Below are 25,618 nucleotides of genomic sequence, written 5' to 3'. Positions count from 1 at the left end.
TACTTATTATTTTAACAGAGAAAGCAAAAGAATTTAAAAATAAAAAATCACTTACCAGAGAAGTGCACGGTTAATCCGCATTCAAGCTAGACTAGGGAATAATCCCACCATCATAACACTCTATACTTCAATGATAGTGATTCTTTATTACGTATTAATAAACTTTTGATTAACGAAATGTTAGTCAACGAATTCTAAGATAACCATCTTAGCACCGTCACCACGACGAGGCATAGTCTTCAAAATCCGTGTGTAACCACCATTACGTTCAGCATACTTAGGTGCTAATTCTTCAAACAAGTTTTGAAGAGCAGATTGAATACGGATGTTGTCGCCATCTTCCTTAACATCAGCAACAACGTTCCGAACAAAAGCAGCTGCCTTACGACGTGAAGCTAAATCGCCACGCTTTGCAAGGGTAATCATTTGATCAGCAGTCTTACGAACTTCCTTAGCACGAGCCTCGGTAGTAGTAATCCGACCATTAACAATTAAATCAGTAGTTAAATCACGTAATAAAGCCTTACGTTGTGAACTTGTACGTCCTAATTTACGGTAACTCATGAAGTTGTCCCTCCTTTTCCATTGGTTTGATTAATTAATCATCTTGACGGAATGAAACGCCGAGATCGTTTAATTTCAACTTAATTTCTTCAAGTGACTTTTGGCCTAAGTTCCGTACCTTCATCATGTCAGCTTCGGTCCGATCAGTCAATTCCTTAACGGTATTGATACCCGCACGCTTAAGACAGTTGTATGAACGAACTGAAAGATCAAGTTCTTCAATTGTCATTTCAAGCATTTTTTCTTTATGGGTTTCTTCCTTTTCAACCATCACTTGTGCATTTTGAGCCTCTTCAGTAAGGTTGACAAACATTGCCAAGTGTTCCGTTAAAATCTTAGCACCCAAGCTAACAGCTTCGGTCGGTGTTAATGAACCATCAGTCCAAACATCTAAGGTTAGCTTATCGTAATCATTACGTTGACCAACCCGAGCATTTTCAACTGTGTAGTTAACACGTTCAATCGGGGTATAAATGGAGTCAATTGGCAATACACCAATTGCGAGATCATCCATTCGAGCTTTGTTATCATTTGCAGAAAGATAACCACGACCCTTGTCAGCAGTCATCTTGATGTGCAGTTCGGCACCATCTGCAACGGTAGCAATGTATAAGTCAGGGTTAAGAACCTCAACTTCACCATCGCCTTGAATATCACCGGCGGTAACTTCAGCAGGACCTTTAACATCAATCTCAAGATCCTTTTGTTCTTCTGAATCCAGTTTTAGAGAAACTTTCTTCAGGTTCAAAATGATTTGAGTTACATCTTCAGTAACACCTTCAACAGTACTGAATTCATGTAAAACACCATCAATTTGAATACTAGTGATGGCAGCACCAGGTAATGATGCTAGTAAAACTCGTCTTAATGAATTACCAAGTGTAGTTCCATAACCACGTTCGAGCGGTTCAACAACGAACTTACCGTAGCTATCAGTTTCTTCAACCTTGTGAATGTTTGGCTTTTCAAATTCAATCATTCTATCTCTGTACCCCTTTCAAACGCAGTTCGTATTTTAGACTAAAAGGCCATTGGTGGATTCGTAACTCCAGCAATGTCAATTAAACACGACGACGCTTTGGAGGACGAGAACCATTATGAGGAACTGGAGTAACATCACGAATAGCAGTGACTTCCAAACCAGTTGCTTGAAGAGCACGGATAGCTGATTCACGACCAGAACCTGGACCCTTAACTTCAACTTCAACAGTCTTCATACCGTGTTCCATAGCTTGCTTAGCAGCAGCTTCCGAAGCCATTTGAGCAGCGAAAGGAGTTGACTTCCGTGAACCCTTAAAGCCTAATACACCAGCTGATGACCAAGCAACAGCATTACCTTGAACATCGGTAATCATGATCAAAGTGTTGTTAAATGTTGAGTGAATGTGAGCAACACCAGTTTCAACATTCTTTTTTGCACGACGCTTACGCGTACCTTTTTTGGTTGCCATATTAAGTACTAACCTCCTTTATATTAAAATAGATTACTTCTTCTTGTTAGCAATAGTAACTGCCTTACCCTTACGAGTACGTGCATTGTTCTTAGTGTGTTGACCACGAACTGGTAAACCACGACGGTGACGCATTCCACGGTATGAACCAATTTCTTGGAGCCGCTTAATGTTCAAAGTAACTTCACGACGTAAGTCACCTTCTACTTGGTATTGGTCAACTTGAGTACGGATTTGTTCTTCTTGTTCAGGAGTTAAATCACGAACACGAATATCTTCAGAAACACCAGCGTCCTTCAAAATCTTTTGAGCACGTGTGTTACCAATTCCGTAAATGTATGTTAAGCCGATTACGATTCGCTTGTCACGAGGTAAATCGACACCTGCGATACGAGCCATTTATTTACACCTCCATCCTTATTTAAATAAATTACTTACCTTGACGTTGCTTGTGCTTTGGATTAGCAGAGCAAATAACCATAACACGTCCATGACGCTTTACGATCTTGCAGTGTTCGCACATCCGCTTGACTGATGGTCTTACTTTCATTTTATTAATCCTCCTAGAGAGTTACTGTTTAATTACTACTTAAACCGGAAGGTAATCCGACCCTTGGTCAAATCATATGGTGACATTTCGACCTTAACACGGTCACCAGGTAAAATCTTAATGTAGTGCATCCGAATTTTACCAGAAACGTGTGCTAAAATTTCAGCACCATTTTCCAATTCAACTTTAAACATCGCATTAGGTAAGGTTTCAGTAATCTTACCTTCAACTTCAATCACATCGGCTTTTGCCACAATTGGTTCCTCCTTGCATAACCAAGAAATGACGTAAAAACGGTGGAAAACGACATCATTTCCCACTGTAAGCTATATAAACCTTACAAAGTTTAGCATAACTATGTAAACTTCGCAAGGTTTAACAGCTTAAAGGTTATCTAATACCTTTTTAACATCTTCATAAACCTTGTCAATGTCTTGTTGACCATCGATTGTGTACAAAACACCTTTCTTTTGGTAGTAGTCTACCAGTGGTGTATTTAACTTGATGTTAACATCTAACCGATTCTTTACGGTTTCAGGTTTATCATCATCACGTTGATAAAAATCATGATGACCACAAACATCACAAGTACCTTCAACCTTAGGTGGGTTGTATACTCGGTGATAAGTTGCACCACAATTACGACAGATAAATCGACCACTTAGTCGTTCTACCAATACATCTGGTTCGACGTGAATATTGATAACCGCATCTAGTTGTCGATTACTTTCAGCCAACATCTTATCCAATGCTGCTGCTTGGTTAAGATTACGTGGGAAGCCATCTAACATGAAGCCTTTTGCCGTATCATCTTTCGAAAGACGTTCCTTAACAATACCATTGGTAACTTCATCAGGAACAAGTTCTCCCTTATCGATGTACTTCTTTGCCTCAATTCCCATTGGCGTTTCATTCTTAATTGCTGCCCGGAAAATATCTCCGGTAGAAATGTGAGGAATATCAAAATCCTCAACAATCTTTTGAGCTTGTGTACCTTTACCGGCACCAGGCAAACCCATTAAAACAAGATTCATTGTCATTATACTTCTCCTCCTTCTGGTCTTGGTCCACGAATAAATCCAATATATTCACGTTTCATTGTCAAACCAGTTAATTGACGGACAACGTCAAGAGCAATTTGAACAATAATCAGTAAACTAGTACCACCTAATCCAATTGATTGACTTAGGTTCCATACATTGCTGGCTACTAATGGAATTAATGAAATCAATCCCAAGAAAAGTGAACCAACAGTACTTAACCGCATTAATAATGCTGAAATATATTGCTGAGTACCCTTTCCAGGACGAACTCCTGAAATATAACTCCCTTGTTTTTGCAAGTTTTCCGCAAGCTTTTCTGGATTGACTTGAACAAAGGCATAGAAGAAGGTAAATACAACAATTAAGAAAATATATAATGTAATTCCTGGTCCAGACTGCATGTTAAATATTGTAGATAACACTTGGTACCAGGTATCTCCACCATGATTTTGTTGGAATGCCATTAAGATTGTTTGCGGTGTAGAAATGAATGAACCAGCAAAAATAACCGGAATAACACCAGAAACGTTAATCTTTAATGGTAAGTAACTACTAGCAGGTGAAGTGGTAGTCCGTCGAGTATACTGAATTGGTAAGCGTCGTTCAGCCTGTTGTACCCAAGTAACAAAAGCAACAATGATAATCAATGCAATTATTACTAAGGCAACAAAACCGATTCCCATCCAAAGTGCCGATCCAGATTCACCAGCAATTTGGTCTTGCCATAGTTGGTAAATACCACCTGGCATCTGAGCAACAATACCAGCGAAGATTAGCATGGAAACCCCATTTCCTAATCCTCGCTCAGTAATCATATCACCCATCCAAGTTGCAAACATTGTCCCTGCAGTTAGAATTAATCCAATTGTCAAGTATGTTGTAACATTTGGATGATTGACAAGCTTTATCGAGCTTAAAGCATTAAAACCTGCTGTAATCCCGATTGACTGAATAAATCCGAGAACAATTGTCAGCCATCGGGTTGCTTGATTCAACTTTCGCCGACCAACTTCACCTTGTTTACTCCATTCAACAAATCGTGGAACAATATCCATTTGTAGTAATTGAACAACAATTTGTGCAGTGATGTATGGAGAAACACCCATCGCAAATAGTGAGTAATTTTCTAGTCCACCACCACTAAAGGTATTAAGGATTGAAGCCAATCCAGTCGATGAAATTTCCTGCAAAGCAGCAGCATTAACACCAGGAACTGTGATCGCCGCCCCAATCCGGTAAACAATTAATACAAATAATGTAAAGAATATTTTTTTACGAATATCCTTAACCTTAAATGCATTTTTGACGGCTGTAAACAATTACATCACCTCAGTTTTACCGCCAGCAGCTTCGATAGCTGACACTGCTGAAGCAGAAAACTTATTAGCCTTAACAGTTAACTTCTTAGTAAGCTTACCGTTACCAAGAACCTTAACACCGCTCTTCAAGTTCTTAACAATGCCACTTTCCATCAATAATTGTGGAGTAACTTCAGTACCATCTTCAAACCGATCTAACGTACTTAAGTTAACAATAGCATATTCCTTACGGTTAATATTAGTGAAACCACGCTTTGGAATTTGCCGGTAGAGTGGCATTTGACCCCCTTCAAAGCCTAAACGTGTCTTACCATGAGCCTTTTGACCCTTAGTACCACGTCCAGAAGTAAAACCATGACCTGATGAAAGGCCACGACCCTTACGAAGACGCTTTGAACGAGAACCTGCAGCAGGTTTTAATTCGTTTAACTTCATTTAGTAGGCACCTCCTTATTATTTAGTTGTAATTACTTAACTTCTTCAATAGAAACTAAGTGAGCAATCTTAAAGATTTGGCCACGTGTTGCAGCGTTATCTGGTAAGATAACAGAACTGTTAATCTTACCAAGACCCAAAGCCTTAACAGTCCGGCGTTGAGTTGGCTGACGGTGGGCAACACTGTGGATTAAAGTAACTTTAACTTGAGCCATAATTAGTGCCCTCCTTATTCTGCTAAGTGGTCTACAGAAACGCCACGAAGTTTAGCAACTTCTTCAGCGCTCTTTAATTGCTTCAAACCTTCGAATGTTGCACGAACAACGTTAACAGGAGTGTTTGAACCAAGACGCTTTGAAGTAACATCGGCTACACCAGCAAGGTCCATAACGTTACGGACCGCACCACCGGCAGCAACCCCGGAACCTTCAACGGCTGGCTTCAACATAATCTTTCCACCACCGTATGTACCGATAACTTCGTGTGGAATAGTAGTACCAACGATAGGAACAGTGATCAGGTTCTTTTCAGCAGCAGCTTGAGCCTTACGAATAGCTTCAGGAACTTCTTGAGCCTTACCAGTACCAAAACCAACATGGCCCTTACGATCGCCGACAATTACTAAAGCGGCAAAACGCATCCGACGACCACCCTTAACAACCTTGGTAATCCGGTTGATGGCAACAACTTGATCGTCTAAGTCCAACTTTGCTGGATCAATGAATTCTGATGATGTCATTGCAGGTTATTCCTCCTTTTCTTTAGAATTTAAGTCCGTTTTCACGAGCAGCTTCAGCTAATGCTTGAACACGACCATGGTAAAGGTATCCACCACGATCAAAAACAACATTAGTGATGTTCTTTGCAGCAGCACGCTTGGCAATTAATTCACCAACACCACTAGCTTGTTCAGTCTTGCTCTTTCCACTAACTTCACTGTCAATTGTGGAGGCACTTGCGAGCGTCACACCCTTTACGTCATCAATTAATTGAGCGTAAATGTTTTTGTTTGAACGGTAAACACTTAAGCGTGGGCGCTCCGCAGTACCAGAAATCTTACCGCGAACGCGCATATGACGACGTTGACGGATCTTATTCTTATCTGGTTTAGAAATCACAACAGTCACCTCTTAATATAAAATATAGTTTAATTTGTCGATAATAACTAGTTAGTAACCAAATATTACTTACCAGTCTTACCTTCCTTACGAATAATGTGTTCGTTTTCGTAACGAATACCCTTACCCTTGTATGGTTCAGGTGAACGAACGGCACGAACTAAAGCAGCAAAATCACCAAGGTGTTGCTTGTTGATTGAGCTTAATTCAATAGTAGTGTTGTCAGGAACCTTAATATCAACATCTTCAGGCTTGTCCATTTCAACTGGTTGTGAGTAACCAACAGTCAAAATAAGCTTGTTACCCTTAAATTGAGCACGGTAACCAACACCGACAAGCTTCAAGGTCTTACTAAATCCATTAACAACACCTTCAACCATGTTGTTGACGTTTGCACGGGTTGTTCCGTGAACCATCTTAACTTGGTTGCTATCTTCATCACGATCAAATTTTACAACGTTGCCTTCAACGCTCATCTTGATCAATGGTGAAATTTCGCGACTTAAAGTACCCTTAGGACCCTTTACAGTCACAATATTACCTTGTTGAGAAATTTCTACACCTTCTGGTAGATCAATTTCCTTGTAACCAATACGACTCATGCTTGCACCTCCTAACTTAATTTAATTAATTACCAAATGTAGGCGATAACTTCGCCACCAATTTTCTTGGCGCGAGCAACCTTGTCAGTCACAACACCCTCAGATGTTGAGATAATGGCAATCCCTAATCCGTTGAGAACCTTTGGCACTGCGTCAGCCTTAACGTATGTACGAAGACCAGGCTTAGAAATCCGCTTTAATCCGGAAATAACCCGTTGACCATCGTTACCATACTTTAAGAAGACACGAATGATGCCTTGCTTGTTATCGTCAACGTATTCAACATCGCGAATGAAACCTTCATTCTTTAAGATTTCGGCGATGTCCTTCTTCATCTTTGATGCAGGTGCTTCTACTGATTCGTGTTGAGCCATATTAGCGTTACGAATACGAGTTAAGAAATCTGCGATTGGATCACTCATAGACATCGATGTTTTCCTCCTTTGTCGGTGATTTGTTTACCAGCTAGCCTTCTTTAAACCAGGAATTTGTCCCTTGTGGGCAAGTTCTCGTAAGCAAAGCCGGCATAAGTGGAATTTACGGTAAACTGAGTGCGGACGTCCACAACGTGCACAACGTGTGTATTCACGACTTGAGAACTTAGCTGGACGGTTGCACTTAGCAATCATTGATTTTTTAGCCAATTTGTGGAACCTCCTTTATTTAGCGAACGGCATACCAAGTTGAGCCAATAATTCGTGTGATTCTTCATCAGTTTGTGCAGTTGTAACAATAACAACATCCAAACCACGAACACGGTTAACCTTATCAAAATCAATTTCAGGGAAGATTAATTGTTCACGAATACCTAAAGTGTAGTTACCACGGCCATCAAATGACTTGTTGCTTACACCATGGAAATCACGAACACGAGGTAATGAAACATTAATCAACTTATCCAAGAAATCATACATGCGTTCACCACGTAAAGTGACCTTGGCACCAATTGACATTCCTTCACGAAGACGGAAGCCGGCGATTGACTTCTTAGCCTTAGTAATTAAAGGCTTTTGTCCAGAAATCAATCCCAATTCTTCAACGGCTTCATCAAGGTTCTTTGAGTTGGTAGTAGCGTCACCAACACCCATGTTTAAGACAATCTTGTCAATCTTAGGTGCTTGCATGATTGATGAATAGTTAAACTTTTCAATCAATGCTGGACGGATTTCACTTTCGTACTTAGCTTTCAAACGATTTTCCATTGGAAGTTATTCCTCCTTTCGTAATTAATTTTAGTCGATAGTCTTGCCAGATTTCTTGGCAAAACGAACCTTCTTACCATCAACGAACTTGAAACCAACACGGGTTGGTTCGTTAGTAGAAGGATCAATCAGCATAACATTTGAAGCACTGATAGCAGCTTCAGTATCAATAACTCCACCATTAGGGTTTGAGTTACTTGGCTTTTGGTGTTTCTTAACCATGTTAATGCCTTCAACGATCACACGGTTTGCAGAAGCAATGGTCTTTTTAACAGTACCTTCCTTGCCCTTGTCCTTACCGGCGATAACGCGAACTTTGTCACCTGTTTTAATGAACATGTTGATAGTGCACCTCCTTATTTTTGGGTAAATCTTACAGAACTTCTGGAGCTAATGAAACGATCTTCATGAAGTCATCTCCACGAAGTTCACGAGCAATTGGGCCAAAAATACGGGTACCCTTAGGGCTCTTATCGTTGTTAATCAAAACAGCAGCGTTTTCATCAAACTTGATGTATGAACCATCCTTACGGTGTAGACCTTGCTTAGTCCGTACTACAACAGCCTTAACAACGTCACCCTTTTTGACAACGCCACCTGGTGTTGCCTGCTTTACAGTAGCAACAATAATATCACCAATATTACCTGTTTTTACTCGGGAACCACCTAAGATCTTGATTACCAAGATTTCGCGGGCACCGGAGTTATCAGCGACCTTCAACCGACTTTCTTGTTGAATCACGGTTAATGTCCTCCTTCCATCTTTGAATAAGAATTAGAATACGAAATTTAGAGTTGTCTGCTAATTAAAGGGTAGCAGCCTTTTCGACAATCTTTACAAGACGGAAACGCTTCTTTGCAGATAATGGACGTGTTTCCATGATTTGTACAGTGTCGCCAGTCTTAGCTTCGTTGTTTTCGTCATGTGCGTAGTACTTCTTAGAATACTTAACACGCTTGCCGTAAATTGGGGCACTCTTGTAAGTATCAATCACAACAGTGATAGTCTTATCCATTTTATCGGAAACAACGCGGCCTTGATAAACCTTACGTGCATTACGTTCTTCACTCATGCGCTAATCCTCCTTTTCGTATTCTTTATTTATTTAATTCTTGTTGACGAAGAACTGTCTTAACCCGGGCAATGTCTTTGCGTACTTGCTTAAGACTTGCAGTGTTTTCCAATTGGCCGGTTGCTAATTGGAAACGTAAGTTAAATAATTGCTCCTTCAGTTCCTTTTCACGGTCAAGTAGCTTCTCAGTGGTTAATCCATTCAGTTCTTGTACGTAATCTTTACTTTTCATTAGATTGTCCACCTACTTCCTCACGTTTTACGATCTTAGTGCGAACTGGCAACTTGTGACCGGCAAGACGTAAAGCTTCACGAGCAGTTTCTTCAGATACACCTGCTACTTCGAACATTACCTTGCCACGCTTAACTGGGGCAACCCATCCTTCTGGGGCACCCTTACCATTACCCATCCGGACACCAACACCTTTGCTAGTGTAGGAAAGTTGAGGGAAGATCTTAATCCAAACCTTACCACCACGCTTCATGTAACGGGTAATAGCGATACGAGCAGCTTCAATTTGACGGTTACTAATCCAGTGGGAATCCAATGCTTGTAAACCAAACTCACCGAATGAAACAGTCTTACCACCCTTGGCTTCACCACGCATGTGGCCACGTTGAACCTTACGGTGCTTAACTCGCTTAGGTACTAGCATGTTTACTTCCCTCCTTCTTCATCGTTGTTCTTCTTGGTTGGCAAAACTTCACCACGGTAAATCCAAGTCTTTACACCAAGAACACCGTATGTAGTATTTGCTTCATCCCAAGAGTAATCAATGTCGGCACGCAAAGTGTGCAAAGGAACAGTTCCGTCTGAGTATGATTCAACCCGTGACATATCTGCACCATTCAACCGACCAGCAACTTGAGTTTTAATACCCTTAGCACCGGCACGCATTGCACGTTGCATAGCACCACGCATTGCACGACGGAATGCGATACGTGCTTCCAATTGACGAGCGATACTTTCACCAACAAGGTGAGCATCCAAGTCTGGCTTCTTAATTTCCACAATGTTAATGTGGACACGCTTACCAGTTAACTTGTTTAATTCCTTACGAAGTGCTTCAACTTCTGAACCACCCTTACCAATAACCATACCAGGCTTGGCAGTATGAATTGAAACGTTTACGCGGTTAGCAGCACGTTCAATTTCAACGGTTGATACTGAGGCATCAGCAAGTCGCTTTTCAATGTACTTACGGATCCGAAGGTCTTCGTTTAAGTAGTTTGCAAAATCTTTTTCTGCATACCACTTAGCAGTCCAGTCGCGAATGACCCCAACACGAAAACCATTAGGATTGATCTTTTGACCCACTATTCATTCCTCCTATCGTTCTGTAACAACCACTGTAATATGACTAGTCCGCTTGTTAATTGGTGAAGCGGAGCCCTTAGCACGTGGACGGAACCGCTTAAGGGTTGGTCCTTCGTTTGCGAATGCTTCGCTAACAACAAGTGAAGCACGATCTAAGTCAAAATTGTTTTCAGCGTTTGCAACAGCAGAATTTAATACTTTTTCAACATCTGAAGCGGCACCACGAGGAGTGAACTTCAGAATAGCAAATGCTTCAGCAACGCTTTTACCGCGAATTGCGTCTAAAACAAGACGAACCTTACGTGCAGAAACACGAACCATCTTAGCAGTTGCCTTAGCGGATGTAATGTTTTCAGCCATGTCTATTGTTCACCCTCCTTACTTAGTTGCCTTGTCATCAGTAGCGTGACCATGGAAAGTCCGTGTTGGAACAAATTCACCAAGCTTATGACCAACCATATCTTCTTGTACGTAAACTGGCACGTGCTTACGACCATCATATACAGCAAAAGTATAACCGATAAAACTTGGGAAAATTGTTGAACGACGTGACCATGTCTTGATGACAGTCTTCTTATCAGAACCTTCTTGTTCCTTAACCTTCTTTAATAGAGAAGCATCAGCGAAAGGTCCCTTCTTCAAACTACGACCCATTTAGTGTACCTCCTCTCGGGTATTTAAGCGATATTTAATCTTAACGAGTGTGTGGACCGCGCTTCCGACCACGAACAATGAACTTGTTTGAACGAGCCTTGTGTGAACGAGTCTTCTTACCAGCGGTCTTCTTACCCCATGGAGACAGAGGAGATGGTAAACCAACAGGTTGCTTACCTTCACCACCACCATGTGGGTGATCATTAGGGTTCATAACAGAACCACGAACGTGTGGACGTTGACCAGCGTAACGAGTACGACCAGCTTTACCCTTAATCAGCAATGCATGTTCATCATTACCAACAGTACCGATAGTAGCACGGCAAGTTGCAAGAACCATCCGAACTTCACCAGATGATAAACGAACAAGTACATACTTTTCTTCCTTACCAAGTAATTGAGCAGAAGCACCAGCTGAACGAGCTAATTGACCACCCTTGCCTGGCTTTAATTCAATGTTGTGAATAACTGTACCAACTGGAATATTCTTTAATGGAAGAGCATTACCAACCTTGATATCAGCATCTGGACCAGATTGAACAGTCATACCAACCTTAAGGCCCTTTGGAGCCAAGATGTATGACTTAGTACCATCAGCATAACCAAGTAAAGCAATGTTTGCAGTCCTGTTTGGATCATATTCAATTGCCTTTACGGTTGCAGGTACATTATCCTTAATCCGCTTGAAGTCAACGATACGGTATTGACGTTTTACACCACCGCCACGGTGACGAACAGTAATGTGACCGTAGCTGTTACGACCAGCCTTGTGCTTCAAAGGAGCCAATAATGACTTTTCTGGAGCTGACTTTGTAATTTCTGCAAAGTCATAACCGTTCATATTACGGCGACCGTTAGTAGTAGGTTTGTACTTACGAATTCCCACTATGTTTTCCTCCTTTTTCTAATGATTAGTTTTCGCTGTCATTAAACAGCTTAATTTCATTTGAGTCGGCAGATAAAGTAACAATAGCCTTACGACGACGTTTAGTGTAACCAACGTAACGGCCTTGACGCTTCTTCTTACCCTTTAAGTTCATGATGTTTACCTTAACAACCTTAACACCAAAGATTTCTTCAACAGCATTCTTTACTTGTGTCTTAGTTGCTCGTAAATCAACATCGAATGTGTAACGCTTGTCGTCCATACCAGCCATTGAAGCTTCAGTAACTACTGGACGTAAGATAACTTCGCGTGCTTCCATTATGCGAGCACCTCCTCTACTTGAGAAAGAGCTGACTTAGTGATGACAATCTTTTGACTGTCAACAACACTTAAGATGTTAACACCAGCTGGTGTAACAACAGTGGCATTTGCCAAGTTGCGAGCAGACAAAGCAGCGTTCTTGTCATCATCAGTAACAACAACCAGTACCTTTTCGGCAACCTTAAGGTTATCCATAACTCCTGCAAATTCCTTAGTCTTTGGTGCATCAAAGTTTAATGCATCAACAACAACTAAAGCGTTGTCGAGAACCTTTTGAGAAAGGGCAGACTTAATAGCAAGTTGACGAACCTTGCGAGGAAGGCTGTACTTGTAAGAACGTGGAGTTGGGCCGAAGACAATACCACCACCACGGAATTGTGGTGAACGGATTGAACCTTGACGAGCACGACCAGTACCCTTTTGACGCCATGGCTTCTTACCACCACCGCTAACAGCTGAACGGTTCTTTACGGCATGAGTACCTTGACGCATTGAAGCACGTTGACGAAGAATGGCTTCAAACTCAGCATTTTCATTTGGTTCAATACCGAAAATATCAGCATTCAAATCGATAGTACCGTTTTGGCTACCATCTTGCTTGTACAAATTAACGCTAGTCATTATTAACTTCCTCCTTTCTTAATTATTTGTTGTGTTGCTTGCTCAGGCTCTTCTTAGTGTTAGCCTTCACAGAATTCTTAATAGTAACGTATGACTTGTTAGCACCAGGAACGTTACCCTTAATTAAAAGAACATTGTTATCAAGATCAACCTTAACCACTTCAAGGTGTTGCATAGTGACAGTCTTGCCACCCATACGACCTGGTAACTTCATTCCCTTGAAGACACGGTTAATAATTGGTCCTAATGAACCTGGACGACGGTGATAACGAGAACCGTGTGACATTGGTCCACGTGATTGGTTGTCCTTGTGAATGTTACCTTGGTAACCATGACCCTTTGTAACACCCGTAACGTCGACAGTTTCACCTTCATTGAAGACATCAGCCTTAACTTCGTCTCCAACCTTGATGTCATCCCCTAATTCAGCGTCACGGATTTCACCGATGAAGCGCTTAGGGGTCGTGTTTGCTTTTGCTGCATGACCTTGTTCAGGCTTGTTACTCAAGATTTCACGCTTGTCGTCAAAACCAAGTTGAACGGCATTGTAACCATCGTTTTCAACGGTCTTAATTTGCATAACAACGTTTGGCGTTACATCAATAACAGTAACTGGTACTAATTCACCGTTGTCAGTAAAAACTTGAGTCATCCCAACCTTTTTACCTAAGATTCCTTTGGCCATGAGTACACCTCCTAAAATAATTTAATTTAAAAATATAATTACAACTTAATTTCGATATCAACACCACTTGGAAGATCGAGCTTCATAAGTGAATCAACAGTCTTTGGTGTTGGATCAACGATATCAATCAAACGCTTGTGAGTGCGCATTTCAAATTGTTCCCGAGACTTCTTAAACTTATGTGGTGAACGGAGAACAGTGTAAATAGTCCGTTCAGTTGGCAACGGGATAGGACCTGAAATTTGAGCACCTGTACGCTTTGCAGTTTCAACAATCTTGTCTGCTGATTGATCAAGGATACGGTGTTCATAAGCCTTTAACCGAATACGAATCTTTTGTTTTGCCATTATATTCCCTCCTTCGTCAGATTTAAAATTTGACTAGCTCCGCGGAAATTACCGCCACATCCTGTGGCAAAGCGGCCGGGTGTGTCGCAACCTTCCGCATCATCGCTTCGCAGCTTAATTTCGTTTGGGGGTATACAAAATATACCTCTTGAACTCAAGCACCTATCCATAATACTAAAGAATGATTGTTATATCAACCTTTTTGAGAAATTAATTTCACTTTTTTCTTTACAAGTTGATTGCAGTCACGAAATTTTTCTGCAATATTTTTTAGTTTTTGTCGTGTTTGTACTAACAAATGCTAAAATATGATCATTGTACATTTATTTATCAAGGAGTTACTTATGGAGTTTTCGTTTAAGAAAAAAAACGTCACTAAACTATACCTCGAATACACAGTTCTCTTTTTATTCCTTGCTTTATGTATTTTCGGGACATATTTAGTAACTGGTCATAGTATTATCTGGAGTAAGGATGCTTTAAATCAGCACCTTCCTCTTTTAGCCCAGTACCGTCAAGCAGTGGTTAATTTTCTTCATCACCCTGGAAAGCTTAATTTTTGGTCCTGGCAATTTGGATTAGGATCAGATACTTTCCAAGTCTTTTCCTATTATAATATTGGAGATATTTTTTCCTATTTGGCACTGCTCTTTCCGGCACGTGAAATTACCCGAGCTTACCAGTTCATTAGCATTATTCGGATGTACTGTGTCGGTCTCTCCTTTGTTTATTTTGCGCAGCATTTCAAATTTAAGAATACAACCATTCTCGCAGGAACAACTGCTTATCTAGTAAATTCTTTCCTATTATATGCTTGCGTTGCCCAACCGTTTTTTACAACACCCTTTATTCTTTTTCCATTAATCGTGGTTCAAATTGAACGAATTTTACAGGGTGGCTCTGCATGGCCATTAACTGGTGCTTTCACATGGATGCTCATTAGTAACTACTATCTGGCATTTATTCTCGGGATCGGTTCATTAATCTACCTTATTCTTCGTGTTACGACCAAGTACTTAAGGGTTCTTAATTATCTCCAAGTATTTATTAAGTTAGCCTTTGCTACCATTACAAGTCTGCTCTTATCAGCCATTATGTGGATCCCAGAGCTGATTGCTGTTAGTCATTCAACTCGGCTTGGGGCACAATTTGCAAATGGCTTAAAGGTTTACCCGCTATACTACTATCTCTTCTTACCGAAACAGTTAATCAACGGTGATCAATGGTCCTTTATGTTTTGGAGTGCTTTGGGAATTGTTTCTATCGGTTTCATTGCCCTTGTCTATGTCTATATTCATGCTAAAAAGTACCCATTAATCACAATTAGCCTTAGCCTTGCCCTTATCATGCTCCTCATTCCTGCTGTTGGTGCAGCCTTTAACGGAATGATGGCTGCTTCGAATCGCTGGACCCTCTTAATCTACCTTCCCTTAGCAATGGCAATTTGCCTATTAGTTGAAAATGCTACCTCACTCTCTCACCACTCGCTAAAAATTATTTCTTCCGCAACGGGAATTTATGTAGTGGTTCTTCTCGTTACATTTCTCTTTGAAAGCGAAAATGATATCATTATCCCCCTCCTTTTTCTTATAACTTCATTACTCCTTCTCTGGTTGATTAACTTTCATCGTCTTAGCTATCCCCAGCTTTGGCTTTTTGGAATTATCGTTCTTAACGCAGGATTCAACGCAATCTACGCATCATTTCCGTTTAATGGGGATTTCAGTACTAAGATGCTTAACCGTGGACAATACCAGCAAATGATGGCAATGCGTTATGGAGGACTTGACAAAGATTTGACTCGTACCCCTACTTACCGGGTATCAACAATTAGCCAAAATCAAATCATTGATGTTCCAACTATTGATAACGATCTTACTTCTGGACTTCATAATATTGATTCATATTATTCACTGCAAAATCAATATTTAGGTGATTTCAGTACAAGCTTGCAAAATAACCAGTACCAAGCAAACGTCCCCCTTCGTCAAGTTGATGATCGGACGGTTCTTAATAACTTTTTAGGCGTTAAGTACTTATTTGTTCAGAGTGATGGTGAAAATGCTACCAAGATTCCTGCTGGTTATTTTCTGGATCAATCATCTACCCCCATTATTAATTACGATTCTGGCCAGCCAAGCAATATCAAGGACAAAAAAGACTTTATTCCTACCCAGACAAACCGCTATAAATCAAATAATGCTTTCCCACTAATTTACTGGCAAGATAGCTACATTAGTCAGAAACGTTACCACAAGTTATCCCCTACCGAGAAGGAGCGAGCACTGGCAAGTGGGGTGGTGGTTAACCATGAAAACGTTACTAAGGGAATGAAAGCCGCAAATCTTAATAACCACGTCTATAAGTTAAAAAGCAATTTAATATCAAACCGGTTGAATAAGGTTAACCCCAAAAACTTAAAGTATACGGATAGCGAGGAGAAATACCGGATTGAGCTGCCGCAATTAACAAACTCTACTTTTAGACGAAAACTTCGTGGATCTGAACTTCACATTGAGTTTAGTCAAATTAAGTTCACCCCATTTTCAATGAAGGAGCAGCTCAAATATGAGCAGAAACACCTCCAACAGATGGCAACTAATCCTGGCAGTAGCGTTAATTATAAATATAATCAGTATCGTTATTGGCGCTATCATGTTCTTAATGGTTCACCTGATATTAGCTTTAAGATTAACGTTGGCAGCCGCTTTGGTACCGCAACAATTAATCAACCAAAGCAAAGTACCCTTTCATTCTTTAAGCAAGTTAAAAATTCAACGTTGAATATTGGCTACTATGCTGGTGGTCTTCCAGATCATCTTTCGTTTCAACCAACAAAACTTGGTACTTATCAATTAAAGTACCAGGTAGTTGCTGAAAAGCTTGATGATCATTACCAAAATCAATTGGCAAACATTAAGAAGCATGGTTTGCAGAATATCAAGTTTGGTCGGAATCAAATTCAAGGCACAATCAGTACTAGCAGAAAGGGAATCCTTACCTCCTCAATTCCGTACTCAAGTGGTTGGCGGGCAACCGTAAACGGTAAAGCCGTTAAAACAGTTAGAACCAACCAAGCATTCCTAGGAATTCCGCTTTCGGCCGGTACACACCAGATAAAGTTCACTTATCAATTACCTGGCTTCCGTCCTGGCTTAATCGTAAGCATCGCTGGTTTAATCTGGACGCTAGTAGCTGCTTTGATCTCACTAATTATGTTTAACCGAAAAAAATAACTAGAAAAGGCTCCCAACGTCATTTAGACGCTAGGGAGCTTTTTGAGAATAAATTAAATTTTAGCCCGCTTTGGCATTATGAGGTTAAGAACAATTGCCGTAATTGCTGCCATTGCAACTGGTGAACCAAGAAGGTATTGAACCATTTGGGGTGCCCCATGAACAATTTTTTGCGGAATTAACACTAAAGCAATCGTAATCACAATTGGCAATCCGATGATGTAGAGGTCACTTTCTCGGACCTTTAAGTTTCGGATAACATTTAACCCATTTAACATAATTGTCACAGTAATGATAGCGAAAACCCCACCAATTACTGGAGCCGGAATAGCTGCAAGAAAGGCTGAAAGCTTTGTACAGAATCCCAAGATAATGAACCATACCCCAGCGGCGACAAACACAATCTTACTGGCAACACCAGTGATTGAAATAATTCCAGCATTTGTAGAGTATCCCGTAACAGGTGTTGTCCCGGTAATCGTAGCAATTAAACAACTAAGGCCTTCACCAATAATTCCCCGGTTCCATTGCTTATCAGTAATTTCATGATTTGTTACGGCACCCATTGCAAACCAGGTCCCGGTAGTTTCAGTAGTTAAAATTGCATAAATAATAATGAAGGTAAAAATTGCAGTCATATCAAAGTGGATTCCCCAGTGAAAAATTGTTCGTTGAGGAAGACTAAACCATGGGGCTGCTGCAACGGATGAAGCATCAAAACGTCCCATTGAAGCACTAATTGCAGTTCCGACTAACAAGGCAATTACAATTGAACCAGTCTTAAATAACTTTTGAACCTTAGGGAAACGAATACTGATTGCTACACAAACAATTAAGATAGCAGCGGTAATTCCTGCTAATTCCATGTTTTGGTAAACATCACCTTTAGCCTCAAAGATATTATCGTTCAATGCTGAAGGAATTAGTGATAAACCAACGCAAGTAATAATTGTCCCACCAACAACAGCTGGAACTAAACGGTTAATAATTTTTTGGAAGAAGCCGCTTAGCCCAAGCAGGATTAACAAAATTGCACCGACAAGTAGTGCACCCATTAATGTTGACATCCCACCACCATGAAGGCCGCCAATAGCAAGAACAACCCCAGCAGCCGCAGTTAAGGGAACGAATGATGGTCCTTGAGAAACGGGCATTTTCATAAAGTAAGCCGTTTGTAAGATTGTACCAATCCCACAGGCTAAAAACGTTGCTTGGAGCAATCCCGTGGAATCAGCTGCCCCCATTGCCAATAGTCCACCAAGAATAATTGGCGGAACATAAACGTCCATTGCCAAAACGTGTTGTAAACCAAGTAATACTGCTTCCCCGGTTGGAACCTTTTCATCGGGTCCAATCAATAATTGTGCTTTTTCATCCATTAAGTTATCCTCCTACTCTCTTTCATAAACCCTTTTACCAGCAACATAAACACTTTGAATATCTTGTTGTTCGGTTTGATACATTAATCGCTGAAAAACATCAGCAATTGATAGTTTCATTAATGGCTGATGTCCATTGACAATCTGAAAGTCAGCTTGAAAGCCTGGAGCAATTTTCCCAACCTTTAGTTGAAGAGCTTTAGCCCCGCCAACAGTCGCCAAGTAAAATGCATTTGCCATTGTTATTCGTGAGTCTTTAACACCACGAGTTGCCGTTGCTAGCGAACTATCAACCCCATCCGTAAGCATCTGTGAAGACTTAATTGCTTGCCGAATATTATGGTAAAGACTTGGCGAATAGCCCCCTGAAATATCGCTCCCTAAGCCAACGCTGTTTCCATAGGCTAACAATTTTTTAACCGCTAAAACCCCATTCCCAAAATAAACATTTGAAATTGGGCAATGGGCAATCGTGGTTCCTCTTTGGCGAAGGGTCGTTAAGTCATCACTAGTTAGCTGGGTTCCATGAGCCATTACTGATTTTTCTGTTAATAGGTGAAAATGATCCATTACAGCCGTATCATGAATGCCAAATCGCTTAATTGCGTATCCATGTTCCCAATTACTTTCACTTAAATGAGACTGAACCGGTAAATCATACTGTTTGGCAAGCTGACCAAGACCAGTTAATGCTTCGTCCGTACAGCTCGGCACAAACCGTGGTGTAATAACCGGAACCACTGTTGATGAAGTCTTCTTTGCTAATTCAAATATCTCTTTAATAAATTGCTCCGTTGCATGAAGAGCACTTACCGATGATTGGTTGCGATAATAATCCGGTGTTTGTTCCGGATTATCCATGACAACTTGGCCAACAAACGCACGTAAGCCTTGTGTAACAGATTGACGTGCTAATTCTACATTAGCATCGTTATGAATCGTCCCAAACATCATTGCAGTAGTAGTACCATGACTAAGCAATTGATGGACAAAATCTTGATAAACACGACGAGCATAGTAAGAATCGGCAAACTTAGCTTCTAACGGAAAAGTATAGTGATTCAACCAATCGGCCAACGGTAAGTCAAGTGCTAATCCTGCTTGAGGCCATTGTGGAGCATGGACATGAAGATCAATGAAACCTGGTAATAAGTATTGGTTAGGCTTTAACTCAATTAATCGCCCCGCTTGTCGAGCATCATTTAGTATTTGTGAATACTCAGCATCAACTGGCGACAATGTTCGTGTTATGGTTCCACTACGATCAATACAAATTAAATGATCTTCATGGGATTCTACTTCATTCACATTTTTAAATGTAAAGTAAGTTCCGTGAATAACGATGTTCTCCATCAAATTATTTCCTTTCAATAAATTTGTATCATTAGGTTAACACGAACTATTTTAAATGTAAATACTTAATAATTCGTTTTTATTTAAAGGATAGGAAAAGGGCCTGAAGACTAATTCGTCTTCAGGCCCCTTCTAAGGTTAATTAACAATAATGATTAGTTATTGCCGCTTTCCTTAATGATCTTTTCTTGAACTGACTTAGGAACAGCTGAGTAATGATCGAAAGTCATAGTGAAGGTACCACGACCCTGGGTAGCAGAACGAAGGGCAGTAGCATAACCGAACATTTCTGAAAGTGGAACAAATGAGTGGATTTGTTGAGCGTTACCACGTTCTTCCATACCATCAATGGTACCACGACGAGCAGTAACTTGACCCATAACGTCACCCATGTTTTCTTCAGGAACAACGATGTCAACCTTCATAATAGGTTCGAGGATAACTGGATCTGCTTTCTTAGCAGCGTTCTTTAATGCAAGTGATGCAGCAACCTTGAAGGCGGCTTCACTAGAGTCGACTTCGTGGTAACTACCATCGTAAAGCTTAGCGTGCATATCAACAAGTGGGTAGCCTGCTAATACACCGTTTTGCATAGCTTCCTTCAAACCTTGTTCAACGGCAGGAATGAATTCACGAGGAACAACACCACCAACAATGGCATCTTCGAATTCAAAGCCCTTACCTTCTTCAAGTGGTGTGAATTCGATCCATACATCACCGTATTGACCTTTACCACCAGATTGACGAACAAACTTACCTTGTGCAGATACCTTCTTAGTAAATGCTTCACGGTAGGAAACTTGTGGCTTACCAACAGTAACTTCGGCGTGGAATTCACGACGGAGACGTTCAACAATGATGTCCAAGTGAAGTTCACCCATTCCGGCGATCAAAGTTTCACCAGTTTCTGGGTTAGTTTCAGCCTTAAAGGTTGGATCTTCTTCAGCCAACTTTTGGAGACCCTTGTCCATCTTGTCTTGGTCAGCCTTTGACTTAGGTTCAACAGAAACTTGGATAACTGGGTCAGGGAAGTCCATTGATTCAAGTTGAAGTGGGTGATCAGGATCAGTTAATGAATCACCAGTAGTAGTGTTCTTCAAACCAATAGCAGCAGCAATATCACCAGAGAATACTTCTGGAATTTCGTGTTGTTGGTTGGAGTGCATTTGAAGCAAACGACCAATCCGTTCACGCTTGTCCTTAGTTGCGTTAAGAACGTATGAACCTGATTGAAGTGAACCAGTGTAAACCCGTAAGAATGTTAAACGACCAACGAATGGGTCAGTAGCAATCTTAAATGCCAAAGCAGCAAATGGCTTATTATCACCGGCAGTCAATTCAACTTCATTACCATCAGCATCGTGAGCAACGAATGGCTTAACATCAAGTGGTGATGGTAAGTAATCAATAACAGCATCAAGCATCATTTGGATACCCTTATCCTTATAAGCTGAACCAGCTAATACAGGGAAGAGCTTTTGTTCCAAAGTACCCTTACGAATAGCAGCCTTAATTTCGTCAACGGAAATTTCGTCACCTTCAAGGTACTTTTCCATGATGTTGTCATCAATGTCAGCTAAGGTTTCGATCAAGGCATCGTGACGCTTTTGTGCTTCTTCCTTCATATCATCAGGAATATCAACAGTGTCCCAGTTAGTACCAAGCTTATCTTCGTCATAAACATAAGCAACCATCTTAACCAAGTCAACGACACCAGAGAAAGTATCTTCGGCACCAATTGGCATTTGGATTGGCAATGGGGTAACGTTCAAACGATCCTTAATAGTTTGAACTGAGTAGTCAAAGTTGGCACCAACTTTATCCATCTTGTTAGCAAACACAATCCGTGGAACGTTAAAGTCATCAGCTTGACGCCAAACAGTTTCGGTTTGTGGTTCAACCCCGGCTTGGGCATCAAGAACAGTTACGGCACCATCAAGAACCCGAAGTGCACGTTCAACTTCGACAGTGAAGTCCACGTGTCCTGGGGTATCGATAATGTTAATCCGGTAATCCTTCCAAACGGCAGTAGTGGCTGCGGAAGTGATAGTGATACCACGTTCCTTTTCTTCATCCATCCAGTCCATTTGTGAAGCACCATCGTGGGTTTCACCAATCTTGTGAATCTTACCAGTGTAGTAAAGAATCCGTTCAGTGGCAGTCGTCTTACCGGCATCGATGTGGGCCATGATACCGATGTTACGAGTCTTGTCAAGAGGGTATTCACGTTTGTTAGCCATCTTAAAAGTGTATCTCCTTCCAGAATATGGTTATTTCAAAATCAAACTTTATTTAGAAAAAGGGATGACGGTTATTCAAATAATCTACGTCACCCCTATATTGTAACTGGTTAGACAACCGGTTTCAATTCGCAGTGATTACCAGCGGTAGTGTGCGAAAGCACGGTTGGCTTCAGCCATACGGTGAGTATCTTCACGCTTCTTAACTGAGGCACCAGTGTTGTTTGAAGCATCGATGATTTCACGTGCAAGACGTTCAACCATTGTGTGTTCACCACGCAACCGTGCGTATTGAACAATCCAACGAAGACCTAAAGTGGTCCGACGTTCTGGACGAACTTCGATTGGAACTTGGTAGTTTGAACCACCAACACGACGAGCCTTAACTTCAAGAACAGGCATAACGTTTTCCATAGCTTGTTCGAAAACTTCTACAGGGTTGTTACCTGTTTCATTCTTAATTTCATCAAATGCTGCATACAAAATCTTAGTAGCAGTTCCGCGCTTACCATCGATCATCAAGTGGTCAATCAAGCTGGTAACCAACTTTGAGTTGTACATTGGATCTGGTAAAATTTCACGCTTTTGTACATGTCCTTTACGTGGCATTACTTAATCCCTCCTAATATTTTACTTCTTGTCCTTAGGCTTCTTGGTACCGTACTTAGAACGTGATTGCATCCGTCCTTCAACACCGGCAGTATCAAGAGTACCACGAACGATGTGGTAACGAACCCCAGGCAAATCCTTAACACGACCACCACGAATTAAAACAACTGAGTGTTCTTGGAGGTTGTGACCAATACCAGGGATGTAAGCAGTAACTTCAATCAAGTTTGAAAGACGTACACGAGCGTACTTCCGCAAAGCTGAGTTAGGCTTCTTAGGTGTCATAGTACCGACACGGGTAGCAACTCCACGCTTTTGTGGTGATGGAGTCTTAACTTCTTCCTTCTTAAATGTGTTGTAAACATATCCAAGAGCTGGTGACTTTGACTTGCCCTTGTGGCTCTTCCGGCCTTTACGTACCAATTGGTTAATGGTTGGCATAATTTTTCCCCTTCCTAGTTTTAAGTCCACACATCCAGGTGGTTCTTTTTCATGAATAAAAAAAGTGCTTGGATGTTATTAAATTATGTGCCTTCGTTGACGCAAAGTCTGCCCAACGACAGACACCGACGTTGCTATAAAAAGCACCTTTAATAGACTATCACGGTCTTCTGTTAATGTCAACGAGGTCTTGTTAACTTTTCTAAAGATCATTTCGTGATTTTTACGTTATGGATCTATAGAGACAGTTTCTGGAGATGATACTAATGTTTTTTACATTTATTAATTGTGCCATTCTTACTACCCTGGCTTCTTTTGTTACCCTCTGTGGTCAGCGGCAGCTTAATAACCAATTGCCATGGTCGCCAAAGCATTCTGTTTGTGATAATTGCCATCATCCTCTCAGTTGGTGGCAACTTATTCCCATCCTGGGCTTTATCATTCAACGGGGACATTGCCATTGGTGTGACGCCAAGATTTCACCATTCTTTCCGTTATCAGAACTCACGATTATTCTCGTCACGGCTTGGACGTTCACTTCCTCCTGGTACCATAACCTGATCTTTGCCATTGTTATTCTTACACTTTTATACCTTTCAACAACCGATTTCGTTAGCCAGGTAATCTACCCAATCGCATTAATTGGGTTGCTTCCCCTTCTTTTAGTTCTTCCCCGCCAATCATTATCAATCGGCAAAGTCACGGTTGAGTTAGTTATAATCGGACTCTTTCTTTTGGGATTACAGCATATTACCAAGGGGCTGGGAACAGGCGATATTGAATTCATCCTTGTAACCGACTTAATAGGGGGCTGGGAATTAACAGCACAAATTGTTTTAATTGGCTGCCTGCTAACACTAATTCCAGCCTTAATAAAAAGGAACAGCAAGGTGCCCCTCATTCCTGGATTAGCGCTTGGCTTCATCCTGAGGCTGCTTTTCTGTTCCGACTAGTGTCTCGTCTTCTGTTGAATTATTTTTTATTTTAACAAGAAATAGCTGTTCGCCATATTGAGCAAGGTTTTCAATATTTTGTAGTAACAGCAATAACCAAGAAAATGAAAGAGCAAATTCGATCAGTTCAAATGCCGTTAACGACAAATAATTAGCCAGTTTAAAGACAATATATTCTGCTCCCATTACCGCCCCAATCACGTAAGAAGTGACTAAGAATTGTCTGGTAACTTCTGCAAGAATCCAGCGAATAGCAACAATCAAAATTAACATAATATAAACTAACCACATTGAAATTCGGTCATGCAGAACATGAAATTTGGGATCGTTAGGGAATAAGCCAATTGCTGCGATACAAGCTGCTTCACCATACAATAGCCACCGTAACAATTGAGTTTTAATTCCCGGATACTTTTGTTGGAGATTAACAAAAAGATAATCAACTAACGCCATCATTAGTAGTCCCGAAAATATTAAGGTCACGTTAAACTGTAAGTTCGCTGAGTTTTGTGAGGTTCCCAAAAAGCTAAAGTTATATTTCCACCAATCGCGAGTGGAATTAGTTAACATCGAAAATAGCATTCCGCCAATGATCATTATCGTCAACAAGTTAGTAATAATTGCCGAAGAGAGGGTTAACGCAAGATTAATTGTCAAGTAATTAATAGCGGCAATAATCACAAAAACAAAGGTTGTCGAAGTATAAATATCGAATCGAGCATCTGTAAATAGCTTCTCTAATAACAAGAAAAAGGCTGAAAATGAAAAGGCAATAATTAATCCATAAGCAATTGTAATTACTGGTAAGCTTCGCCAATAAATATTTCTCGTTGGCCCATTATTTTGCAATTTTGTGACAATAAAGGTAATCACAAAAACAAGCAAGCCGCTTACCAAGCTTAATAGCATCGAACCATAAGCAATCGAATAGTCACCAGTAATTGGGACTGTCTTCATGTGCTGGTTACGGCAGAAAGCAAAAAAGACAATTGTTAAAACCAATGCTGGCAAAATATACCAATACAATCTAATTTTTGGCAACTGATCTGTTACTCGTGACGGCCTAATCGTAATTTCATTATGGTTAACATTTAGTTCTAGTTGTTCATTTGCTGTGAATCCCGTTTTCTTCATTGCAGATTCCGGAATCTCAATAGTATATTTCTTTGACATTTTCTCTCCCAAAAATAACGAAGAACCATAGCCCCTTAGCCATAG

Annotated in this window: 37 protein-coding genes; 2 read left to right on the top strand and 35 right to left on the bottom strand. The window is 40.7% G+C overall.

Annotation, left to right across the window (positions count from 1 at the left end; all coding sequences use genetic code 11):
- Positions 1 to 180: 180 nt before the first annotated feature.
- From rplQ to rpsJ, 29 genes are all read right to left on the bottom strand, one after another.
- Positions 181 to 564 (bottom strand): 50S ribosomal protein L17, encoded by a 384-nt coding sequence (gene rplQ, locus HMPREF0549_RS02460; protein WP_003716678.1) that lies wholly within the window; start codon positions 562 to 564, stop codon positions 181 to 183.
- 34 nt (positions 565 to 598) lie between these two features.
- The gene (locus tag HMPREF0549_RS02455; protein ID WP_003716677.1) at positions 599 to 1,543 is read right to left on the bottom strand and encodes a DNA-directed RNA polymerase subunit alpha; all 945 of its coding nucleotides are present in this window, start codon (positions 1,541 to 1,543) and stop codon (positions 599 to 601) included.
- Between the two features lie 82 nt (positions 1,544 to 1,625).
- Positions 1,626 to 2,015 (bottom strand): 30S ribosomal protein S11, encoded by a 390-nt coding sequence (gene rpsK / locus HMPREF0549_RS02450; RefSeq protein WP_003716676.1) that lies wholly within the window; start codon positions 2,013 to 2,015, stop codon positions 1,626 to 1,628.
- Between the two features lie 33 nt (positions 2,016 to 2,048).
- On the bottom strand, positions 2,049 to 2,414 hold the full coding sequence (rpsM, locus tag HMPREF0549_RS02445) for a 30S ribosomal protein S13 (protein ID WP_003716675.1): 366 nt from the start codon (positions 2,412 to 2,414) through the stop codon (positions 2,049 to 2,051).
- A 31-nt stretch (positions 2,415 to 2,445) separates the two neighbouring features.
- A complete protein-coding gene (gene rpmJ / locus HMPREF0549_RS02440) occupies positions 2,446 to 2,565 on the bottom strand; it encodes a 50S ribosomal protein L36 (protein ID WP_003714521.1) in 120 nt (39 codons plus the stop codon).
- Positions 2,566 to 2,600: 35 nt separating this feature from the next.
- Positions 2,601 to 2,819 (bottom strand): translation initiation factor IF-1, encoded by a 219-nt coding sequence (gene infA, locus HMPREF0549_RS02435; RefSeq protein WP_040530804.1) that lies wholly within the window; start codon positions 2,817 to 2,819, stop codon positions 2,601 to 2,603.
- Positions 2,820 to 2,948: 129 nt separating this feature from the next.
- Entirely contained in the window at positions 2,949 to 3,599 is a 651-nt protein-coding gene (locus HMPREF0549_RS02430; protein WP_278557020.1) for an adenylate kinase, read from the bottom strand.
- A gap of 5 nt (positions 3,600 to 3,604) precedes the next feature.
- The gene (gene secY / locus HMPREF0549_RS02425) at positions 3,605 to 4,927 is read right to left on the bottom strand and encodes a preprotein translocase subunit SecY (RefSeq protein ID WP_003716672.1); all 1,323 of its coding nucleotides are present in this window, start codon (positions 4,925 to 4,927) and stop codon (positions 3,605 to 3,607) included.
- The gene (gene rplO / locus HMPREF0549_RS02420; protein WP_003716671.1) at positions 4,928 to 5,362 is read right to left on the bottom strand and encodes a 50S ribosomal protein L15; all 435 of its coding nucleotides are present in this window, start codon (positions 5,360 to 5,362) and stop codon (positions 4,928 to 4,930) included.
- A 32-nt stretch (positions 5,363 to 5,394) separates the two neighbouring features.
- The gene (gene rpmD / locus HMPREF0549_RS02415) at positions 5,395 to 5,577 is read right to left on the bottom strand and encodes a 50S ribosomal protein L30 (RefSeq protein ID WP_003716670.1); all 183 of its coding nucleotides are present in this window, start codon (positions 5,575 to 5,577) and stop codon (positions 5,395 to 5,397) included.
- 14 nt (positions 5,578 to 5,591) lie between these two features.
- The gene (gene rpsE / locus HMPREF0549_RS02410) at positions 5,592 to 6,101 is read right to left on the bottom strand and encodes a 30S ribosomal protein S5 (RefSeq protein WP_003716669.1); all 510 of its coding nucleotides are present in this window, start codon (positions 6,099 to 6,101) and stop codon (positions 5,592 to 5,594) included.
- 22 nt (positions 6,102 to 6,123) lie between these two features.
- Positions 6,124 to 6,480 carry a 50S ribosomal protein L18 gene (gene rplR / locus HMPREF0549_RS02405; protein ID WP_040530802.1) on the bottom strand — a complete coding sequence of 119 codons (357 nt, stop codon included), beginning with the start codon at positions 6,478 to 6,480 and terminating at the stop codon, positions 6,124 to 6,126.
- Between the two features lie 65 nt (positions 6,481 to 6,545).
- Positions 6,546 to 7,082, bottom strand: coding sequence for a 50S ribosomal protein L6 (gene rplF / locus HMPREF0549_RS02400; RefSeq protein ID WP_003716667.1), 537 nt, complete (start codon positions 7,080 to 7,082; stop codon positions 6,546 to 6,548).
- A gap of 29 nt (positions 7,083 to 7,111) precedes the next feature.
- A complete protein-coding gene (rpsH, locus tag HMPREF0549_RS02395; RefSeq protein WP_040530800.1) occupies positions 7,112 to 7,510 on the bottom strand; it encodes a 30S ribosomal protein S8 in 399 nt (132 codons plus the stop codon).
- Positions 7,511 to 7,540: 30 nt separating this feature from the next.
- Positions 7,541 to 7,726, bottom strand: a complete 186-nt coding sequence (locus HMPREF0549_RS02390; protein ID WP_003716665.1) for a type Z 30S ribosomal protein S14 — start codon at positions 7,724 to 7,726, stop codon at positions 7,541 to 7,543.
- A gap of 15 nt (positions 7,727 to 7,741) precedes the next feature.
- Positions 7,742 to 8,284, bottom strand: coding sequence for a 50S ribosomal protein L5 (gene rplE, locus HMPREF0549_RS02385; protein ID WP_003716664.1), 543 nt, complete (start codon positions 8,282 to 8,284; stop codon positions 7,742 to 7,744).
- 30 nt (positions 8,285 to 8,314) lie between these two features.
- Positions 8,315 to 8,623, bottom strand: a complete 309-nt coding sequence (rplX, locus tag HMPREF0549_RS02380; protein WP_003716663.1) for a 50S ribosomal protein L24 — start codon at positions 8,621 to 8,623, stop codon at positions 8,315 to 8,317.
- 34 nt (positions 8,624 to 8,657) lie between these two features.
- Positions 8,658 to 9,026, bottom strand: coding sequence for a 50S ribosomal protein L14 (rplN, locus tag HMPREF0549_RS02375; RefSeq protein ID WP_003716662.1), 369 nt, complete (start codon positions 9,024 to 9,026; stop codon positions 8,658 to 8,660).
- Positions 9,027 to 9,090: 64 nt separating this feature from the next.
- On the bottom strand, positions 9,091 to 9,357 hold the full coding sequence (gene rpsQ / locus HMPREF0549_RS02370) for a 30S ribosomal protein S17 (RefSeq protein WP_003716661.1): 267 nt from the start codon (positions 9,355 to 9,357) through the stop codon (positions 9,091 to 9,093).
- 25 nt (positions 9,358 to 9,382) lie between these two features.
- A complete protein-coding gene (gene rpmC / locus HMPREF0549_RS02365; protein WP_003716660.1) occupies positions 9,383 to 9,589 on the bottom strand; it encodes a 50S ribosomal protein L29 in 207 nt (68 codons plus the stop codon).
- On the bottom strand, positions 9,579 to 10,013 hold the full coding sequence (gene rplP, locus HMPREF0549_RS02360; RefSeq protein WP_003716659.1) for a 50S ribosomal protein L16: 435 nt from the start codon (positions 10,011 to 10,013) through the stop codon (positions 9,579 to 9,581). The genes rpmC and rplP overlap by 11 nt, the downstream gene beginning before the upstream one ends.
- Positions 10,014 to 10,015: 2 nt before the next feature.
- Entirely contained in the window at positions 10,016 to 10,675 is a 660-nt protein-coding gene (rpsC, locus tag HMPREF0549_RS02355) for a 30S ribosomal protein S3 (protein WP_003716658.1), read from the bottom strand.
- 12 nt (positions 10,676 to 10,687) lie between these two features.
- Positions 10,688 to 11,035 (bottom strand): 50S ribosomal protein L22, encoded by a 348-nt coding sequence (gene rplV / locus HMPREF0549_RS02350; RefSeq protein WP_003716657.1) that lies wholly within the window; start codon positions 11,033 to 11,035, stop codon positions 10,688 to 10,690.
- A gap of 18 nt (positions 11,036 to 11,053) precedes the next feature.
- Positions 11,054 to 11,329, bottom strand: a complete 276-nt coding sequence (gene rpsS, locus HMPREF0549_RS02345) for a 30S ribosomal protein S19 (protein WP_003716656.1) — start codon at positions 11,327 to 11,329, stop codon at positions 11,054 to 11,056.
- Between the two features lie 40 nt (positions 11,330 to 11,369).
- Entirely contained in the window at positions 11,370 to 12,215 is an 846-nt protein-coding gene (gene rplB, locus HMPREF0549_RS02340) for a 50S ribosomal protein L2 (RefSeq protein WP_040530795.1), read from the bottom strand.
- Between the two features lie 25 nt (positions 12,216 to 12,240).
- The gene (rplW, locus tag HMPREF0549_RS02335) at positions 12,241 to 12,534 is read right to left on the bottom strand and encodes a 50S ribosomal protein L23 (protein WP_003716654.1); all 294 of its coding nucleotides are present in this window, start codon (positions 12,532 to 12,534) and stop codon (positions 12,241 to 12,243) included.
- Positions 12,534 to 13,157, bottom strand: a complete 624-nt coding sequence (rplD, locus tag HMPREF0549_RS02330; protein ID WP_003716653.1) for a 50S ribosomal protein L4 — start codon at positions 13,155 to 13,157, stop codon at positions 12,534 to 12,536. The genes rplW and rplD overlap by 1 nt, the downstream gene beginning before the upstream one ends.
- A gap of 22 nt (positions 13,158 to 13,179) precedes the next feature.
- Positions 13,180 to 13,842: a 50S ribosomal protein L3 gene (gene rplC, locus HMPREF0549_RS02325; protein WP_003716652.1), complete on the bottom strand. Its 663-nt coding sequence runs from the start codon at positions 13,840 to 13,842 to the stop codon at positions 13,180 to 13,182.
- 38 nt (positions 13,843 to 13,880) lie between these two features.
- Entirely contained in the window at positions 13,881 to 14,189 is a 309-nt protein-coding gene (rpsJ, locus tag HMPREF0549_RS02320; RefSeq protein ID WP_003716651.1) for a 30S ribosomal protein S10, read from the bottom strand.
- 344 nt (positions 14,190 to 14,533) lie between these two features.
- On the opposite strand from rpsJ, the gene HMPREF0549_RS02315 reads away from it, so the two are divergent.
- Positions 14,534 to 17,425: a YfhO family protein gene (locus HMPREF0549_RS02315; protein WP_040530792.1), complete on the top strand. Its 2,892-nt coding sequence runs from the start codon at positions 14,534 to 14,536 to the stop codon at positions 17,423 to 17,425.
- Positions 17,426 to 17,478: 53 nt separating this feature from the next.
- On the opposite strand, the gene HMPREF0549_RS02310 is transcribed toward HMPREF0549_RS02315, so the two are convergent.
- The 5 genes from HMPREF0549_RS02310 to rpsL all read right to left on the bottom strand — a co-directional run bounded on the left by HMPREF0549_RS02310 (position 17,479) and on the right by rpsL (position 23,447).
- On the bottom strand, positions 17,479 to 18,804 hold the full coding sequence (locus HMPREF0549_RS02310) for a uracil-xanthine permease family protein (RefSeq protein WP_003716649.1): 1,326 nt from the start codon (positions 18,802 to 18,804) through the stop codon (positions 17,479 to 17,481).
- A 12-nt stretch (positions 18,805 to 18,816) separates the two neighbouring features.
- The gene (gene guaD, locus HMPREF0549_RS02305; protein ID WP_003716648.1) at positions 18,817 to 20,157 is read right to left on the bottom strand and encodes a guanine deaminase; all 1,341 of its coding nucleotides are present in this window, start codon (positions 20,155 to 20,157) and stop codon (positions 18,817 to 18,819) included.
- 155 nt (positions 20,158 to 20,312) lie between these two features.
- Entirely contained in the window at positions 20,313 to 22,397 is a 2,085-nt protein-coding gene (gene fusA / locus HMPREF0549_RS02300; RefSeq protein ID WP_003716647.1) for an elongation factor G, read from the bottom strand.
- 138 nt (positions 22,398 to 22,535) lie between these two features.
- Positions 22,536 to 23,006, bottom strand: coding sequence for a 30S ribosomal protein S7 (rpsG, locus tag HMPREF0549_RS02295; RefSeq protein WP_003716646.1), 471 nt, complete (start codon positions 23,004 to 23,006; stop codon positions 22,536 to 22,538).
- 21 nt (positions 23,007 to 23,027) lie between these two features.
- Positions 23,028 to 23,447: a 30S ribosomal protein S12 gene (gene rpsL, locus HMPREF0549_RS02290; protein ID WP_040530789.1), complete on the bottom strand. Its 420-nt coding sequence runs from the start codon at positions 23,445 to 23,447 to the stop codon at positions 23,028 to 23,030.
- A gap of 266 nt (positions 23,448 to 23,713) precedes the next feature.
- Here rpsL and HMPREF0549_RS09275 point away from each other — a divergent pair, with 266 nt between their 5' ends.
- Entirely contained in the window at positions 23,714 to 24,400 is a 687-nt protein-coding gene (locus HMPREF0549_RS09275; protein ID WP_003716644.1) for a prepilin peptidase, read from the top strand.
- Here HMPREF0549_RS09275 and HMPREF0549_RS02280 read toward each other — a convergent pair.
- A complete protein-coding gene (locus tag HMPREF0549_RS02280) occupies positions 24,356 to 25,573 on the bottom strand; it encodes a DUF998 domain-containing protein (protein ID WP_003716643.1) in 1,218 nt (405 codons plus the stop codon). The two genes, HMPREF0549_RS09275 and HMPREF0549_RS02280, sit on opposite strands and share 45 nt — an antisense overlap.
- Positions 25,574 to 25,618: the final 45 nt, after the last annotated feature.

The organism is Limosilactobacillus vaginalis DSM 5837 = ATCC 49540 (genome assembly GCF_000159435.1).
GTDB lineage: Bacteria > Bacillota > Bacilli > Lactobacillales > Lactobacillaceae > Limosilactobacillus > Limosilactobacillus vaginalis.
The sequence above is the reverse complement of the archived record's forward strand: the minus strand, read 5'-3'. Positions and strand labels throughout refer to the sequence as shown.

Coding starts and splice junctions, on each gene's coding strand:
- rplO (WP_003716671.1), bottom strand. CDS start 5,362: ATGAAGTTAAACGAATTAAAACCTGCTGCAGGTTCTCGTTCAAAGCGT.
- rplX (WP_003716663.1), bottom strand. CDS start 8,623: ATGTTCATTAAAACAGGTGACAAAGTTCGCGTTATCGCCGGTAAGGAC.
- HMPREF0549_RS02280 (WP_003716643.1), bottom strand. CDS start 25,573: ATGTCAAAGAAATATACTATTGAGATTCCGGAATCTGCAATGAAGAAA.
- rplC (WP_003716652.1), bottom strand. CDS start 13,842: ATGGCCAAAGGAATCTTAGGTAAAAAGGTTGGGATGACTCAAGTTTTT.
- rpsE (WP_003716669.1), bottom strand. CDS start 6,101: ATGACATCATCAGAATTCATTGATCCAGCAAAGTTGGACTTAGACGAT.
- HMPREF0549_RS02430 (WP_278557020.1), bottom strand. CDS start 3,599: ATGAATCTTGTTTTAATGGGTTTGCCTGGTGCCGGTAAAGGTACACAA.
- rpsQ (WP_003716661.1), bottom strand. CDS start 9,357: ATGAGTGAAGAACGTAATGCACGTAAGGTTTATCAAGGCCGCGTTGTT.
- rpsH (WP_040530800.1), bottom strand. CDS start 7,510: ATGTCTATGAGTGATCCAATCGCAGATTTCTTAACTCGTATTCGTAAC.
- HMPREF0549_RS02455 (WP_003716677.1), bottom strand. CDS start 1,543: ATGATTGAATTTGAAAAGCCAAACATTCACAAGGTTGAAGAAACTGAT.
- rplW (WP_003716654.1), bottom strand. CDS start 12,534: ATGGAAGCACGCGAAGTTATCTTACGTCCAGTAGTTACTGAAGCTTCA.
- rpsJ (WP_003716651.1), bottom strand. CDS start 14,189: ATGGCAAAACAAAAGATTCGTATTCGGTTAAAGGCTTATGAACACCGT.
- HMPREF0549_RS09275 (WP_003716644.1), top strand. CDS start 23,714: ATGTTTTTTACATTTATTAATTGTGCCATTCTTACTACCCTGGCTTCT.
- rpsS (WP_003716656.1), bottom strand. CDS start 11,329: ATGGGTCGTAGTTTGAAGAAGGGACCTTTCGCTGATGCTTCTCTATTA.
- rpsL (WP_040530789.1), bottom strand. CDS start 23,447: ATGCCAACCATTAACCAATTGGTACGTAAAGGCCGGAAGAGCCACAAG.
- rpmC (WP_003716660.1), bottom strand. CDS start 9,589: ATGAAAAGTAAAGATTACGTACAAGAACTGAATGGATTAACCACTGAG.
- fusA (WP_003716647.1), bottom strand. CDS start 22,397: ATGGCTAACAAACGTGAATACCCTCTTGACAAGACTCGTAACATCGGT.
- rplD (WP_003716653.1), bottom strand. CDS start 13,157: ATGACTAGCGTTAATTTGTACAAGCAAGATGGTAGCCAAAACGGTACT.
- rplV (WP_003716657.1), bottom strand. CDS start 11,035: ATGGCTGAAAACATTACATCCGCTAAGGCAACTGCTAAGATGGTTCGT.
- rplF (WP_003716667.1), bottom strand. CDS start 7,082: ATGAGTCGTATTGGTTACAAGGAAATTGATCTACCAGAAGGTGTAGAA.
- rpmD (WP_003716670.1), bottom strand. CDS start 5,577: ATGGCTCAAGTTAAAGTTACTTTAATCCACAGTGTTGCCCACCGTCAG.
- HMPREF0549_RS02310 (WP_003716649.1), bottom strand. CDS start 18,804: ATGGATGAAAAAGCACAATTATTGATTGGACCCGATGAAAAGGTTCCA.
- rpmJ (WP_003714521.1), bottom strand. CDS start 2,565: ATGAAAGTAAGACCATCAGTCAAGCGGATGTGCGAACACTGCAAGATC.
- rpsM (WP_003716675.1), bottom strand. CDS start 2,414: ATGGCTCGTATCGCAGGTGTCGATTTACCTCGTGACAAGCGAATCGTA.
- rplE (WP_003716664.1), bottom strand. CDS start 8,284: ATGGAAAATCGTTTGAAAGCTAAGTACGAAAGTGAAATCCGTCCAGCA.
- guaD (WP_003716648.1), bottom strand. CDS start 20,157: ATGGAGAACATCGTTATTCACGGAACTTACTTTACATTTAAAAATGTG.
- rplP (WP_003716659.1), bottom strand. CDS start 10,013: ATGCTAGTACCTAAGCGAGTTAAGCACCGTAAGGTTCAACGTGGCCAC.
- rpsK (WP_003716676.1), bottom strand. CDS start 2,015: ATGGCAACCAAAAAAGGTACGCGTAAGCGTCGTGCAAAAAAGAATGTT.
- rpsG (WP_003716646.1), bottom strand. CDS start 23,006: ATGCCACGTAAAGGACATGTACAAAAGCGTGAAATTTTACCAGATCCA.
- HMPREF0549_RS02315 (WP_040530792.1), top strand. CDS start 14,534: ATGGAGTTTTCGTTTAAGAAAAAAAACGTCACTAAACTATACCTCGAA.
- rplQ (WP_003716678.1), bottom strand. CDS start 564: ATGAGTTACCGTAAATTAGGACGTACAAGTTCACAACGTAAGGCTTTA.